The organism is Variovorax sp. 10N432, assembly GCF_056394465.1.
In genome coordinates this window covers 107,651-122,153 of record NZ_JBFTHX010000019.1, presented here as the reverse complement: position 1 = coordinate 122,153, position 14,503 = coordinate 107,651, and the positions used below count along the sequence as shown (strand labels likewise).

The following is a 14,503-nucleotide window of genomic DNA, read 5'->3' as shown; positions in this document are numbered from 1 at the left end:
CAAGGAAATGGTCATGCCGGGCGACAACGTGTCGATCACGGTCAAGCTGATCAACCCGATCGCGATGGAAGAAGGCCTGCGCTTCGCCATCCGTGAAGGCGGCCGCACCGTGGGCTCGGGCGTCGTGGCGAAGATCCTCGACATCTGATTCGAAGCAGCGAAGGAATCACCATGGCTACCAAGCAAAAAATCCGCATCCGCCTGAAGGCGTTCGACTACAAGCTGATCGACCAGTCGGCAGCCGAAATCGTCGATACCGCCAAGCGCACCGGCGCGATCGTCAAGGGTCCCGTCCCCCTGCCGACCCGCATGAAGCGTTTCGACATCCTGCGTTCGCCGCACGTCAACAAGACCAGCCGCGACCAGTTCGAGATCCGCACGCACCAGCGCCTGATGGACATCGTCGACCCGACCGACAAGACCGTGGACGCGCTGATGAAGCTCGACCTGCCGGCCGGCGTCGACGTCGAGATCAAGCTGCAGTAACAGCCTGTCCCTGCACAAGGGCCCGCCCACAGCAATGTGGGCGGGCTTTTTTCATTTCGGGCTCCCGCCGGGTGATCGCGTATCCGCCATGTAACCGCGCGGTATCGCCAAGGCAATGACGCAGCGCGCCTGCCCGCGGCGGCCTAGACTGCGGGCATGGCTGCCCCGGACCGCCGACATCGCGCCACCGACACCCCCGCGTGGACCGACGCGGCCGAGGCGATGTATCGCGCCGCGCGGGCCGTGGCCGGCGCCCATGGCCCGGGCACGATGGCGGCGCTGGTCCAGGAACTGGCGCAGATCCTGGGCGTGGCGACCGTCTTCGTGGCGGTCTTCACCGACGGCTCGCGCAGCACCTTGCGCACGCTGGCCGCCGTGCTCGACGGCAAGATCCTGCGCAACTTCGACTACCCGCTGCAGGGCTCGCCGTGCGCCCAGGTGGTCGGCCGGGCCTTTCGCTTCGTCGCCTCCGGCGTCGCCCGCGAATTCCCGCCGGGCACGATGTTCGCGGCCAAGGGCATGGATTCGTATGCCGCCTTTCCGCTCAACGACAGCGATGGCCGCCCGCTCGGGCTGCTGGTGGCGATGGACCCCCGGCCGATCGAGGACGCGGTGCTGGCCGAGGCCCTGCTGAAGATCTTCGCCAGCCGCCTGATCGCCGAGATCGAGCGCAACAGCGCCGACGAAGCCCTGCGCGCGGCGGCGCTGGCCGTCTCGGCGGCCAGCGGCCGATCGGTCTTTGCCGAGCTGGCGCGCTACCTGGCGACGATCCTGGACGTCGAGATGGCGTTCATCTCCCGCCACCAGTCCGACGACGACGCCTCCTTGCACATGCTGGCGATGGTGAGCGACGGCGAGGTGCGCGAAGGCTACCGCTACCCGATCCAGGGCACCCCGTGCGAGCACGTGCTCGGCCAGCGGTTCTGCGTCTATCCGTCGAACCTGCACACGCTGTTCGCGCTCGACCAGGACGACCGGCTGCTCGGTGCCGAAGGCTATGCAGGCCTGCCCCTGAACGACGCCCACGGGCGGCCGCTCGGCACCATCGGCATCGTCTCGCGCCATCCGCTGACCAACGTCGAGCGCATCGAGTCGATGCTGCGGATCTTCGCCGGACGGGCCGCGGCGGAGATCGAGCAGTTGGGCGCCCGCGAGGCGCTGCAGCGCTCGGAGGCCAGCTACCGTGCCATCTTCGAAGCGTCCGAGGACGCGGTCTTCATCCTAGACTGGTCGAGCGGCGAGATCCTCGACGCCAACCCGAAGGCCTGCGAGGCCTACGGCTGCAGCCGCGACGAACTGTGCCGGCTGTCGCTGGCCGACCTGCGCTCGGGCGAGGCGCCCTATACGGCCGAGCAGGGGCTGGCCCACATGCAGCTGGCCAAGCTCGGGCGCTGCCCGCCCTTCGAATGGCATCGGCGCAGCCCCGACGGCGCGCTGCGCTGGGACGAGGTCCGGCTGAAGCCGGCCATGATCGACGGCCGCCATCACGTCGTGGCCTTCACGCGCGACATCACCGAGCGCAAGGAGGCGCTGGCGGCGCTGGCCGCCAGCGAGGCGCAGTACCGCGGCATCTTCAACGCCTCGGCCGACGCGCTGGTGCTGCGCGCCGCCAACTTCGCCATCGTCGACGCCAACGCCACCTACGAGCGCATGAGCGGCTTTCGGCTGTCCGAGGTGCTGGGCGTGGACCGGGTGCTGGCCAACCCGCCCGAGATCATGGCCACGATCCGGGCCCTGCACGACCAGGCGCTGGCCGGCGAGCCGGTCCGCCTCGAGACCGAGCTGCTGCGGCGCGACGGCGAGCGCTACGACCTCGAGCTGCGCGGCGTGCCGGTGCTGCATCGCGGCGAGCCGCACGTGCTCTACATCGGGCGCGACATGACGCAGAGCAAGCGCGCCGAACGCGCGCTGCGCAACAGCGAGGAGCAGTACCGGGCGATCTTCAACGCCTCCGCCGACGGGCTGGTGGTGCGCGATGCCGGCTACCGCGCGGTCGACGTGAATCCGGCCTACCTGGCGATGAGCGGCTATACGCGCGACGAGGTGCTGAGCGCGACCCGGGTCCTGACGCAGCCCGACCCGGCGCTGCAGCAGCGCCACCGGGCCCAGCATGCCGACATCCTGGCCGGCCGGCCGGTGCGCTTCGAGGTGCCGGGCGTGCGCAAGGACGGCAGTCCCTTCTACCTGGAAGTCAGCGGCATGCCGCTGACCTACCGCGGCGAGCCGCACGTGCTCTATGCGGCGCGGGACATCACGCAGCGCAAGGCCGCCGAAGGCGAACGAGAGCGCCTCGAGGCCCAGCTGCGCCAGGCCCAGAAGATGGAAGCCATCGGCCAGCTGACCGGCGGCATCGCGCACGACTTCAACAACATCCTGACCAGCGTCATCGGCTACCTGGTGCTGGGCCAGGAGCGCGCCGAGACCCTGGGCGACGCCCGGCTGCAGCGCCAGCTGGGGCAGGCCCAGCTCGCGGCCCAGCGCGCCCGCGAGCTGATCGCCCAGATGCTGGCCTTCGCGCGGCGCCAGCGCGGCCAGCGCCGCACCCTGGCCCTGGGCCCGCTGGTCGACCAGACGCTGCAGCTGCTGCGCGCCACGCTGCCGGCCTCGGTGTCGCTCGACTTCGCCACGCCGCCGGCGGCTGGCGGCGACGCGCTGCTGGTTGCGGCCGATGCGGTGCAGCTCGAGCAGGTGCTCTTCAACCTGTGCATCAACGCGCGCGACGCCATCACCGGGTCGGGCTGGATCCGGGTGCGGCTCGGCCGCCGCGGCGGCGCCTGGACCTGTGCATCGTGCCGTGCCCACGCCGACGCCGGCCACTGGGTGGAGGTCAGCGTCGCCGACAGCGGCGGGGGCATCGCGCCGGACCTGCTCGAACGCATCTTCGAGCCCTTCACCTCGAGCAAGGAGGTCGGCCGCGGCTCGGGCATGGGCCTGGCGATGGTGCACGGCATCGTGCACGACCATGGCGGCCACGTGCTCGTCGAGACCGCGCCGGGCGCCGGCTCGGTGTTTCGCGTGCTGCTGCCGCCCGCCACCGGCGCGGCGCCGGACGCGCCCGGCGCGCCGGACGTCCCGGCGACCGGTGAGGCGCTCTGCGCGCGGGTGATGGTGGTCGACGACGAAGTCATGGTCGGCGACTTCATGGTCGAGCTGCTGTCGGGCTGGGGCCTCGAGGTGGTGCTGCAGCGCAGTCCGCTGGACGCGCTGTCCTGGCTGGAGGACAGCAGCCAGCCGCTCGACCTGCTGATCACCGACCAGACCATGCCGCAGCTCGACGGCCTGCAGCTCGCGCAGCGCGCCAGCGGCCTGCGGCCCCACCTGCCGGTGCTGCTCTACACCGGCAACGCCGACGGCATCGACGAAGCGGCGGCCAGGCGCCATGGCGTCTGCGGCGTGCTGCACAAGCCGATCGACAACCAGGCCCTGCATGCGCTGATGAAGGCGTGCCTCGACAAGGCGCGCCGCGGCCTCTGCCCGGGCGCATGAGGACAGGGCCGGCGGATACCGGCCCGATACAAAGGCGCGGCGCCGCGACACGCGGCGAATACCGCGGCCTCGCAGACTGCGTTGCACGTCGTGGCACCGCGCATTCCGCCCGGACGACGGCGATGTTCGCTTCGGCAGTGCGGCCGGACGCTGCGCGATGCGCGAACGCTGATTCCGGCCGCACCGACGAGGAGAGCATTTTCATGGTCGACTTTCAAACCCCCCAAGGCGGCACGATCGGCATTGCCGACGCGCCCATCGCAGCGCTGCGCGAGTCGCTGCGCGGCAGCCTGCTGCTGCCTGAAGACGCCGGCTACGACGCCGCACGCTCGCTGTGGAACGCCATGATCGACCGCCGGCCGGCGGCGATCGTGCGCGCCGCGGGCGCCGCCGACGTCATGAAGGCGGTGAACTTCGCGCGCGAGCACAAGCTGTTGCTCGCGGTCAAGGGCGCCGGCCACAACATCGCCGGCAAGGCCGCGTGCGATGGCGGGCTGATGCTCGACCTGTCGGCGATGAAATCGGTGCGGGTCGACCCGGTGGCCCGCATGGCGCGGGTGGAGCCCGGCGCGCTGTTGTCCGACTTCGACCGCGAGACGCAGGCTTTCGGGCTGTCCACGCCGACCGGCATCAACTCGACCACCGGCATGGCCGGGCTCACGCTCGGCGGCGGCTTCGGCTGGCAGAGCCGCAAGCGCGGGCTGACCATCGACAACCTCCAGTCCGTCGACATGGTGCTCGCGTCCGGCGAGCTGGTGCAGGCCAGCGCGACGCAGAACCCCGACCTGTTCTGGGCCGTGCGCGGCGGCGGCGGCAACTTCGGCGTCGTCACCTCGTTCGAGTACCGCCTGCATCCGCTCGGCCCGCAGGTGCTGGCCGGGCTGATCGTCTATCCGTTCGCCCAGGCCAGGCAGGTGTTCGACGGCTATCGCAAGTTCACCGCCGCGGCCAGCGACGACATGACGGCCTGGATGGTGATGCGCAAGGCGCCTCCGCTGCCCTTCCTGCCGGCGGAGGTGCATGGCAAGGAAGTGATCGTGGTCGCCTTCTGCTGGATCGGGGAGCCTGCCCAGGGCGAGGCCATGGCCCAGACCCTGCGCAGCTTCGGCACGCCCGTCGGCGAGCACGTGGGACCGATGCCCTTCGCCGGCTGGCAGACCGCCTTCGACCCGCTGCTGCAGCCGGGCGCGCGCAACTACTGGAAGTCGCACGACTTCAAGATGCTGAACGCCGATGTCGAGCGCATCCTGTGCGATGCCATCGTCAAGCTGCCGACCGAAGAATGCGAGGCCTTCATCGGGCACCTGGGCGGCCAGGTCAACCGGACGGCCGTTGCCGACACGGCCTATCCCCACCGCGATGCCGAGTTCGTGCTCAACGTCCACACCCGCTGGCGCGATGCCGGCGACGACCGCCGGTGCATCGACTGGGCGCGCGGGCTCTTCGATGCGCTGACGCCGCATGCCACCGGTGGGGTGTACGTGAACTTCATGCCTGAGGACGAGGCCCAGCGCGTGGCGACCGGCGCCTACGGGTCGAACTATGCGCGGCTGGCAGCGCTGAAGGCGCGCTACGACCCGACCAACCTCTTCAGCCAGAACCAGAACATCCTGCCCAAGGCTTGAGCCATCCCGCCCGCCACGCCCGGGGTCGCAGGGCGTGGCGGGCCGGGGAGTTCAGGCGGCCATCGGAAGCGCCATCTCCGGATGCCGCGGCATCGCGTAGGCCAGCGGTGCCAGCGCGCTCTTGATGCGTTCGCCCTGCGCGTCGTCGAGCATCGGGAACAGCACCTTCTGGAAGCGCGGCGCCATCACGCCCGAGACGATGTATTGCCAGCGGTAGGCCTTCAGCATCGTGTCGTGGATCTGCGCTTGCTGCGCGTCGCTGAAGAGCGTGCCGGCGATGGCGCAGAAATAGCGCGCGTCGGCCATGGCCTGCGCCTGCAGGATGCCGTCGACCGCGCCGACCAGCGCGATCAGGTCGTCGACCGCGGCATCGCGCTCGGCGGCGCCGAGCCGCGCGTTCTCGGCGACGAACTCGAGCTCGTCCAAGATCGCGTGCTGCGACTCCTCGCGCCAGTGGAACAGGAACACGTCCTTCCACAGCGGCGACAGGTTGGCATCCGGTTCGATGCTGGCGCGGTAGTGCGCCAGCGTGAACAGCTCGATGTCGAGGGTCAATGCCAGCACGGCCCAGGTGCTCTTGCCCAGCACGGCCTGCGCCACCGCGTTCGGTTGCGCGGTCATGACGTAGCCGGCCGGCATGTCGGCCGCCATCATCTCCTCCAGGCAGCGGAACAGGGCCTGGTGCTTGATTTCCTCGTCGGCCATTCGGACCAGCGCTTCCAGAGCCACCTGGTCGCCGAAGACGTGTTCGCGGCTCAGGTCGATGACCTTCGACGAGATGAACCGTTCGGCCAGGCCGAAGATGTAGGCATAGGTGCGGCCTTGCACCTGGCTCATGAGGCGTTCGTCCTCCGGGCTCAGGAACGCCAGTTCGTCGGCCAGGGTCAGGCCCTTCGGCAGGAAGGTCCTGGCGTAGTCGAACTGGCGGCCGCGAATGACGTCGCGCTCGATGTCCCAGCGCACGCGCTTGGACACCTCGATGACCTTGGCGTAGCGGTCGGTGGGGGTGGATGTCGACATGGTGATGCTCCTTTGCAGATGGAAATGGCGGGGCGGTGCCCTGCCGCGTGTCGGCCCGAGGGCCATGCCGGCCCGGTGCGCTTCGGCGCCGCCGGGTCAAGGCATGGCGGGCAGTCTGGTTGGCGCCGGTATCCGCCGTGCATCCGCGGATCGCGGTTGTGTCGCCGTTGTGTAGCGGGCCCGCGAGAGCGGGCGCGACAGCGCCTGTGCCACGCGTTCGCGCAGGCGGGCGTTGAAGGGGCTTTGCGGCCGGCTGGCGACGCGCTCGCCGAGCAGGCGCTGCGCCAGCGCCGGCTGGTGGCTGCGCAGGGCGGCTTCGAGCCAGGTCAGGTGCAGCAGGTCGCACTGCGCGCGGCTGCCGCCGCAACCGCGCGCCAGCCGCTGCTGGGCCTGCAGCTGCCGTGCGGCGGCCGCATAGCGCTGCCGCCCGAAGGCGATGAAGGCCTCGCACACCGGCAATGCCGCGTCATGCACGGCCCGCCGCAGGTCCGGCGCCTTCCGCGCGCAGTCGCGCAGCGTGTCGAGCAGGCGGCGGGCGCTGGCCCAGCGCTGCGTGGCGACGAAGGCGAGCATGGCGTGCACGTCGTTGAAGGGCCGCAGGCCGGTGCTGGCGCGATCCTCCCAGGCGTCGGCGACCCGTTGCCAGCGGTCCGACACGTCCTGGCCGCGCAGGTGCAGGCGCCACAGCAGGGCCGAGCTGTCGACCAGGGTGGCGGTGTCCGGATCGCGGCAGTCCATCAGCCGGCGGTCGAGGATGCCCAGCACGGCGTCGAGATCGCCCTGGTCGAGGCGGAACAGCGATTCGTGCCAGGACAGGTGGATGGCGAAGGCGGGGCTGTCGGACCAGACGCCGCGCGTGTGGTCGAGCCAGGCGGCGCCGTCGGCGCTGCGCCCCTGCATTTCGAGCGCATGCGCCACGGCGTGCACCGCACCGCACTGGCGGGGCTCGATGCGCAGCGCCTCGCGCCCGACCGCTTCGGCCGACACCGGGTCGGCCGTCTCGGCCAGGCCGAAGGCGTACATCGCCAGCATGTGGCCGTAGCCGGGCTCGTCGGGGTGCCAGTGCCGCAGTGCCGCGACGATGCGCGCGCGCAGCCACTCGGTGCGGCCGAACTGGAGATCGCCGAAATGGGCCACGCGCAGGGCCAGCGTGTCTTTCGGGTCGGCTGCGGCGATCTCGCCGTACAGGCGCAGCGATCGCGCCATGTCCTTGTCGAGCCAGGCCTGGGCGGCGGCGAAATGGGCGCGTTCGCGCTCGCTGGCCCGTGCCAGGTGCGCGCGGGCCGTCTGCAAGGTGGCGGCGAGCGCCGGCAGCGCATCCTCGCGGGAGGCCATCACCAGGCCCGCCGCGCGCAGGCAGTGCGCGGCGGCGAAATCGGGCCGCGCCCGCAGCACCGGTTCGATGACGGCCTGCGGATTTCCCTGCCCGGCATGCAGCAGCTCGAGCGCCCGCCGGCAGGCCGCGTCGGCGGCGGCATCGTCGAACTCGGCGGCGGGCTGCGGAGTGCGTTGCATGGGGCCACTTTGCGGGCCGCTGGTATCGGGCGTGCATCCGCCGGGTGCTGCCGTGTAGCCGTTGCGTAGCGCGCCACTGGTGCAATCGCGACCCCTCGGCGCAGAATCGCGCCATGGACGCGACTGCCCGTCTGCTGATCGTCGACGATGATCCGTCGGTGCGCGCGATGCTGCGCGAGTACCTCGAAAACCACGCTTTCCGCGTCGCCGAGGCCGGCAGCGGTGCCGAGATGCGCGAGCGCATCGAGCGCGAGCTGCCCGATGCCGTGCTGCTGGATATCCGCCTGCCGGGCGAGGACGGCCTCAGCCTGGCCAGGTACCTGCGCGAGCACTACGACCTCGGCATCATCATGGTCACGGCCTCGGGTGACGTGATCGACCGGGTGGTCGGGCTGGAACTCGGGGCCGACGACTACATCGCCAAGCCTTTCGATCCGCGCGAGCTGCTGGCGCGGGTGAAGAGCGTGTTGCGCCGGCTGCAGGCCAAGCCCCCGGCTGAAGCCCCGCCGCCTGCCGCGGCCAAGGGGGCGCGGCAGCGTTTCGGCCGTTGCGAGCTCGACATCGATGCCCGCCGCCTGTTCGAGTCCGACGGCGCGGAAGTGGCCATGACCGCGATGGAGTATGAGCTCCTCCGGGTGTTTCTCGCCAACCCGAACCGCGTGCTGTCGCGCGACCAGTTGCTGATGCACACGCGCAACCGCGAGTGGGAGCCATTCGATCGCTCGATCGACATCCGGATCGGACGCCTGCGCCGCAAGATCGAGCCCGAGCCGGCCGGCGAGCCGCGTTGCATCCGAACGGTGCGCAACGCCGGCTACATGTTCGTGCCGGACGGCTAAAAACAAAAGAATTCGAGTGAAAAAGTGTCGAAAAGTGTCTAAAAAACCAGAAAAGTCTGAAATTTGATAGGATCAGGAGGAATGTGAATTGGGAATTTTCGGATATTGATAGAAGATCAGTCGAAAATTCCATTAGGGAGTTCCGAATGCAGGCAGTGTGGGCAAGGCGAAGCGTGGCAGTGACGGCGGTGGCGATGCTCGCGGCCTGTGGTGGCGGTGGTGGCGGTGGCGGCGGAGGAGGCTTCGTCGGGCTTCCGGTCGCCAGCAGCACGGTCACGCTGAGTGGCACGGCGACCTACGTGTCGATTCCCAACCCCAACGGGGCGCTGGCCTATGGCCAGGCCGCGCCCAAGCCGATCCGCGGCGCCAGCGTCGAGATCGTCAGCGGCGCCTCCGCGGCGGTGATCGCGACCGCGACCACCGATGCCAACGGCGCCTATTCGGTCAGCCTGCCCGCCAGCACCCAGGTGCTGGTCCGGATCAAGGCGCAGATGACCCAGGGCGGATCGGGCGCCACCTGGGATGTGACGGTGCGCGACAACACGCAGTCCGATGCCATCTTCGCGCTCGAGACGCCGTCGTTCTCCACCGGCATCGCGGCCATCACGCGCGACGTCCAGGCGCCGTCCGGCTGGGACGGCAGCCGCTATGCCTCGACCCGTGTGGCCGCGCCGTTCGCGGTGCTCGACACCGTCTACGCGGCGCAGGCCAAGATGCTGTCGGTCGCGCCCGCCACGGCGTTCCCGGCGCTGAAGCTCTACTGGAGTGCCAACAACGCGCCGGCGGTCGGCAATCCCGCACTGGGGCAGATCGGCACCACCTCGTTCACGATGAGCAACGGCGCCCGGGCCATCTACGTGCTGGGCAAGGAAAACGTCGATACCGACGAATACGACGCCTCGGTGATCGCCCATGAATGGGGGCACTACTACCAGTCGGCCTTCAGCCGCGACGACTCGCCGGGCGGCAGCCATGCCCTGACCGACAAGCTCGACCGGCGTGCGGCCTTCTCCGAAGGGTGGGGCAATGCCTGGTCGGGCATCGCGCTGGCGCGCAACAACTACACCGATGCGGTCGGCCAGGGCCAGGGGCAGGGCGCCAACATCGACCTGACGGCCAGCGGTGTCGCCGGCCCCGGGTGGTTCCGCGAAGCCTCCGTCCATTCGATCCTCTGGCGCCTGAACAGCCAGGTCGGCTTCAAGCCGATCAACGACACGCTGACCAGCGCGGCGTTCAAGAACGGCGTGGCCGTCACCTCGATCCATCCGTTCACTGCCGCCTTCGGGGTCGCGGCCCCGGGCAGCGTCTCGGTGCTGACCGGCCTGCTGTCCGGCGAGCAGATCAGCGCCGCCGCGAACGATCCCTTCGGCGTCAACGAGACGAACGATGGCGGCTTGGGCGGCGCGGATGGCGTGCTGCCCATGTACCGGCCGGCCACCGTCAGCGGCTCGACCAGGGCCTGCGTCACCAACGCGGCGGGCGCCGGCAACAAGCTGGGCAGCTACGTCTACCTGCGATTTTCATTGCCGAGCGCCGGGACCCACACGATCACGGTCTCGGGTCCGGCCGCCGCCGATCCGGATTTCGCGCTCTACGCCGGGCGCCAGGTCGACGAAAGCCTGGGATTCGGCGCCACCGAGACCAAGGCGGTCAGCCTGCCGGCCGGCGACAACGTTCTGGTGATCAACGACTACAACAACTCCTCGGCCAACACATGTTTCAACGTCAGCATCCAGTGAAAACCGCAGCGGCCCTGGCCTGCGCCCTGGCGCTGGCCCTGCCCTTGGCCGCCAGCGCGGCCGGTCCGGCCGGCAAGCCAATGACGACCGCGCCGATGAAGTCCAACGGATCCGGCGTCCAGGTCCAGTACCGGGTCGACGGCACGCCCGAGGCCGGCCGTCCGGTGGCGGTGGTGCTCGGATTCGACGGCATCGCCGCCCCGGGCGCCACGGTCCGGATCGCGACCGAGGGCGGCCTGGCCCTCTCGGGCACCGAAACCACCCGCAGCCTGCCGGCGGGGCAGGCCACCACCTGGACCGTCGAGGTGCTGCCTGGCGCCACTGGCATCGGTTACCTGAACGTCTTCACGACCCAGGGCGGGGCGACCAGCGCCACGTCGATCCCGGTGTCCGTGGGCAAGCCGTCGGCCACCATGCCGGCCAGCGGGGCGCTCAAGCAGTCGACCGACGGCGAAAAGATCCTGCCGATGCAGGTGAAATAGGGCGCCTTGGGGCCTGCGCCGGCCCCTCTTGCGTCCTCTCCCGTTCGCGGGCTATAATCTTCGGCTCTGCCTAACTTGCGTCTTTTTGGCGCTTGTTGGAGCAGAGTGCAGAAACTTTACCAACCCTCTTTCGTGGGCCAACGTTCGTCGCCGGCCCAACGCTGTCGCCAATTGAAGTGGCAGCGGCGGAAGAGGACTTCCATTTTTGGAGAAAACAAATGAGTCTGAGCAACTCCCTCGGGTTGCTGGGCCGCAAGGTGGGGATGATGCGTCTCTTCACCGATGACGGGGACGCAGTTCCTGTCACGGTGGTGGATGTGTCCAACAACCGCGTGACCCAGATCAAAACCCAAGAGACCGATGGCTACGTCGCCCTGCAAGTGACGTTCGGTTCGCGCAAAGCATCGCGCGTGACCAAGCCGGCAGCAGGCCACCTCGCCAAGGCGGGTGTCGAAGCCGGTGAAATCATCCAGGAATTCCGCGTGACCGCCGATACGGCCGGTCAGCACAAGGCCGGTGGCGTCATTGCCGCAGGCAGCGTGTTCGCGGTGGGCCAGAAGGTCGACGTGCAAGGCACCTCGATCGGCAAGGGCTACGCTGGCACGATCAAGCGCCACAACATGTCGTCGCAGCGGGCATCGCACGGTAACAGCCGTTCGCACAATGTCCCCGGCTCGATCGGCATGGCGCAGGATCCTGGTCGCGTGTTCCCCGGCAAGCGCATGACGGGCCACCTCGGCGACGTCACCGTGACGACCCAGAACCTCGACGTGATCCGCATCGACGAAGCACGTCAACTGCTCCTGATCAAGGGCGCGATCCCCGGCTCGAAGGGTGGCTTCGTCACCGTGCGTCCGGCCGTCAAGGCCAAGCCGCAAGCCGCTGAAGGAGCCAAGTAATGGAACTCGAACTCCTGAACGAACAAGGCCAGGCCGCGTCGAAGTACGACGCCCCCGAGACCGTGTTCGGCCGTGACTACAACGAAGACCTGGTCCACCAGATCGTCGTCGCATTCCAGGCCAACGCCCGCCAAGGCACGCGCGCCCAGAAGGACCGCGAGCAGGTCAAGCACTCGACCAAGAAGCCTTTCAAGCAAAAGGGAACGGGCCGCGCCCGTGCCGGTATGACGTCCTCGCCGCTGTGGCGCGGGGGTGGCCGGATCTTCCCGAACATGCCTGACGAAAACTTCTCGCAGAAGATCAACAAGAAGATGTACCGCGCCGGCATGGCGTCGATCTTCTCGCAGCTCGCTCGCGAAGGCCGTCTGGCCGTGGTCGATTCGTTGACCGTCGATTCGCCCAAGACCAAGGCGCTGGCCGCCAAGTTCAAGGCGATGAACCTCGAGTCCGTGCTCGTGATCGCCGAAGAAGTCGACGAGAACCTGTACCTGGCCTCGCGTAATCTCGTCAACGTGCTCGTGGTCGAGCCGCGCTACGCCGATCCGGTGTCGCTGGTCCACTACAAGAAGGTGCTGGTCACCAAGGGTGCGGTCGACAAGCTCAAGGAGATGTTCGCATGAGCCGCATGAACCCTACGCCCAAGCAGCGTCAGTTCGACGAAGGTCGCCTGATGAACGTGCTGGTCGCCCCGGTCGTGTCCGAAAAGGCCACGATGGTCGGCGAGAAGTCCAACGCCGTCACCTTCAAGGTGCTGCAGGACGCCACCAAGCCTGAGATCAAGGCCGCTGTTGAACTGATGTTCAAGGTCGAAGTCAAGGGCGTGTCGGTGCTCAATACCAAGGGCAAGTCCAAGCGCTTCGGCAAGTCCATGGGTCGCCGCGACAACGTTCGCAAGGCCTATGTCACGCTGAAGGCTGGTCAAGAGCTCAACCTCGTCGGGGAAGGCGCTTAATCATGGCCGTCATCAAGATGAAACCCACTTCGCCGGGCCAACGCGGCGCGGTGAAGATCTCGCGGGACCACCTGTACAAGGGTGCTCCTCACGCCCCCCTGCTGGAACCGCAATTCCAGAAGGCCGGCCGCAACAACAACGGTCACATCACGACCCGTCACAAGGGTGGTGGCCACAAGCACCACTACCGCGTGGTGGACTTCGTGCGCAACAAGGACGGCATTCCGGCCAAGGTCGAACGCATCGAGTACGACCCGAACCGCACCGCCCACATCGCGCTCGTGTGCTATGCCGACGGCGAACGCCGCTACATCATCGCCCCGCGCGGTCTTGAAGCCGGCGCAACGCTGCTGAGCGGTTCGGAAGCCCCGATCCGCGCCGGCAACACGCTGCCGATCCGCAACATCCCGGTCGGCTCGACCATCCACTGCATCGAACTGCAACCCGGCAAGGGCGCGCAGATCGCTCGCTCGGCGGGTACGTCCGCAACGCTGCTGGCCCGCGAAGGCGTCTACGCCCAGGTCCGCATGCGCTCGGGTGAAGTGCGCCGCGTGCACGTCGAATGCCGCGCCACCATCGGTGAAGTCGCCAACGAAGAACACAGCCTGCGCCAGCTCGGCAAGGCCGGTGTGAAGCGCTGGATGGGTATCCGCCCGACCGTTCGCGGCGTGGTGATGAACCCGGTCGACCACCCGCACGGTGGCGGCGAAGGCAAGACCGGCGAAGGCCGTCATCCTGTCGACCCATGGGGCAATCTGACCAAGGGTTATCGCACCCGTAACAACAAGCGCACGCAAGTCTTCATCGTGTCGCGTCGCAAGAAGTAAGGGTTAGCACATGACTCGCTCTCTCAAAAAGGGTCCGTTCGTCGACCACCACCTCGTGGCCAAGGCCGACAAGGCCGTGACGACCAAGGACAAGAAGCCGATCAAGACCTGGTCGCGTCGCTCGATGGTCCTGCCCGAGTTCATCGGCCTGACCATTGCCGTGCACAACGGCAAGCAGCACGTGCCCGTGTACATCACCGACCAGATGGTCGGCCACAAGCTCGGCGAATTTGCGCTCACGCGCACGTTCAAGGGGCACCCCGCGGACAAGAAAGTCCAGAAGAAGTAAGGAACGACCATGTCTGAAACACGTGCAGTCCTCCGCGGCGTCCGCCTCTCGGTCGACAAGGGCCGTCTGGTCGCTGACCTGATCCGCGGCAAGAAGGTCGATCAAGCGCTCAATGTTCTGCAGTTCACGCAGAAGAAGGCCGCTGTGATCATCAAGAAGGTGCTCGAGTCGGCGATCGCCAACGCCGAGCACAACGACGGTGCCGACATCGACGAACTGAAGGTCAAGACCATCTACGTCGAGCAAGGCGCCACGCTCAAGCGCTTCACCGCGCGCGCCAAGGGTCGCGGCAATCGCATCAGCAAGCCCACGTGCCATGTGTACGTGACGGTTGGCAATTAAGG

15 protein-coding genes are annotated in these 14,503 nt (G+C 68.4%); 13 read left to right on the top strand and 2 right to left on the bottom strand.

Annotated elements, in window-relative coordinates; translation table 11 throughout:
* From AC1DF3_RS22040 to AC1DF3_RS22025, 4 genes are all read left to right on the top strand, one after another.
* Window positions 1-148 (top strand): EF-Tu C-terminal domain-related protein (locus AC1DF3_RS22040; protein ID WP_478099174.1); only part of this gene is annotated, 148 nt, incomplete at its 5' end.
* A gap of 23 nt (window positions 149-171) precedes the next feature.
* Window positions 172-486, top strand: a complete 315-nt coding sequence (gene rpsJ / locus AC1DF3_RS22035; protein ID WP_028250951.1) for a 30S ribosomal protein S10 — start codon at window positions 172-174, stop codon at window positions 484-486.
* Window positions 487-642: 156 nt separating this feature from the next.
* Complete coding sequence (locus tag AC1DF3_RS22030) at window positions 643-3,972, top strand: PAS domain S-box protein (protein WP_478140841.1); 3,330 nt, start codon at window positions 643-645, stop codon at window positions 3,970-3,972.
* Between the two features lie 203 nt (window positions 3,973-4,175).
* Entirely contained in the window at window positions 4,176-5,597 is a 1,422-nt protein-coding gene (locus tag AC1DF3_RS22025; protein ID WP_478140840.1) for an FAD-binding oxidoreductase, read from the top strand.
* 51 nt (window positions 5,598-5,648) lie between these two features.
* Here AC1DF3_RS22025 and AC1DF3_RS22020 read toward each other — a convergent pair whose 3' ends face one another.
* Window positions 5,649-6,617: a hypothetical protein gene (locus AC1DF3_RS22020; RefSeq protein WP_286534996.1), complete on the bottom strand. Its 969-nt coding sequence runs from the start codon at window positions 6,615-6,617 to the stop codon at window positions 5,649-5,651.
* A 96-nt stretch (window positions 6,618-6,713) separates the two neighbouring features.
* Window positions 6,714-8,132 carry a tetratricopeptide repeat protein gene (locus tag AC1DF3_RS22015; protein WP_478140839.1) on the bottom strand — a complete coding sequence of 473 codons (1,419 nt, stop codon included), beginning with the start codon at window positions 8,130-8,132 and terminating at the stop codon, window positions 6,714-6,716.
* A gap of 113 nt (window positions 8,133-8,245) precedes the next feature.
* Here AC1DF3_RS22015 and AC1DF3_RS22010 point away from each other — a divergent pair, with 113 nt between their 5' ends.
* From AC1DF3_RS22010 to rplV, 9 genes are all read left to right on the top strand, one after another.
* Complete coding sequence (locus AC1DF3_RS22010) at window positions 8,246-8,971, top strand: response regulator (RefSeq protein ID WP_286534993.1); 726 nt, start codon at window positions 8,246-8,248, stop codon at window positions 8,969-8,971.
* A 146-nt stretch (window positions 8,972-9,117) separates the two neighbouring features.
* Window positions 9,118-10,710 (top strand): carboxypeptidase-like regulatory domain-containing protein, encoded by a 1,593-nt coding sequence (locus AC1DF3_RS22005; RefSeq protein ID WP_478140838.1) that lies wholly within the window; start codon window positions 9,118-9,120, stop codon window positions 10,708-10,710.
* The gene (locus AC1DF3_RS22000; protein ID WP_478140837.1) at window positions 10,707-11,192 is read left to right on the top strand and encodes a hypothetical protein; all 486 of its coding nucleotides are present in this window, start codon (window positions 10,707-10,709) and stop codon (window positions 11,190-11,192) included. The genes AC1DF3_RS22005 and AC1DF3_RS22000 overlap by 4 nt, the downstream gene beginning before the upstream one ends.
* A 218-nt stretch (window positions 11,193-11,410) precedes the next feature.
* Window positions 11,411-12,091, top strand: coding sequence for a 50S ribosomal protein L3 (gene rplC / locus AC1DF3_RS21995; RefSeq protein ID WP_286506353.1), 681 nt, complete (start codon window positions 11,411-11,413; stop codon window positions 12,089-12,091).
* The gene (rplD, locus tag AC1DF3_RS21990) at window positions 12,091-12,711 is read left to right on the top strand and encodes a 50S ribosomal protein L4 (protein WP_286370946.1); all 621 of its coding nucleotides are present in this window, start codon (window positions 12,091-12,093) and stop codon (window positions 12,709-12,711) included. The genes rplC and rplD overlap by 1 nt, the downstream gene beginning before the upstream one ends.
* 5 nt (window positions 12,712-12,716) lie before the next feature.
* A complete protein-coding gene (gene rplW / locus AC1DF3_RS21985; protein ID WP_286371177.1) occupies window positions 12,717-13,043 on the top strand; it encodes a 50S ribosomal protein L23 in 327 nt (108 codons plus the stop codon).
* Window positions 13,044-13,045: 2 nt separating this feature from the next.
* Complete coding sequence (gene rplB / locus AC1DF3_RS21980; RefSeq protein ID WP_286370947.1) at window positions 13,046-13,870, top strand: 50S ribosomal protein L2; 825 nt, start codon at window positions 13,046-13,048, stop codon at window positions 13,868-13,870.
* 10 nt (window positions 13,871-13,880) lie between these two features.
* On the top strand, window positions 13,881-14,159 hold the full coding sequence (rpsS, locus tag AC1DF3_RS21975) for a 30S ribosomal protein S19 (RefSeq protein ID WP_007838132.1): 279 nt from the start codon (window positions 13,881-13,883) through the stop codon (window positions 14,157-14,159).
* A gap of 9 nt (window positions 14,160-14,168) precedes the next feature.
* Complete coding sequence (gene rplV / locus AC1DF3_RS21970) at window positions 14,169-14,501, top strand: 50S ribosomal protein L22 (protein ID WP_007838134.1); 333 nt, start codon at window positions 14,169-14,171, stop codon at window positions 14,499-14,501.
* Window positions 14,502-14,503 lie beyond the last annotated feature (2 nt).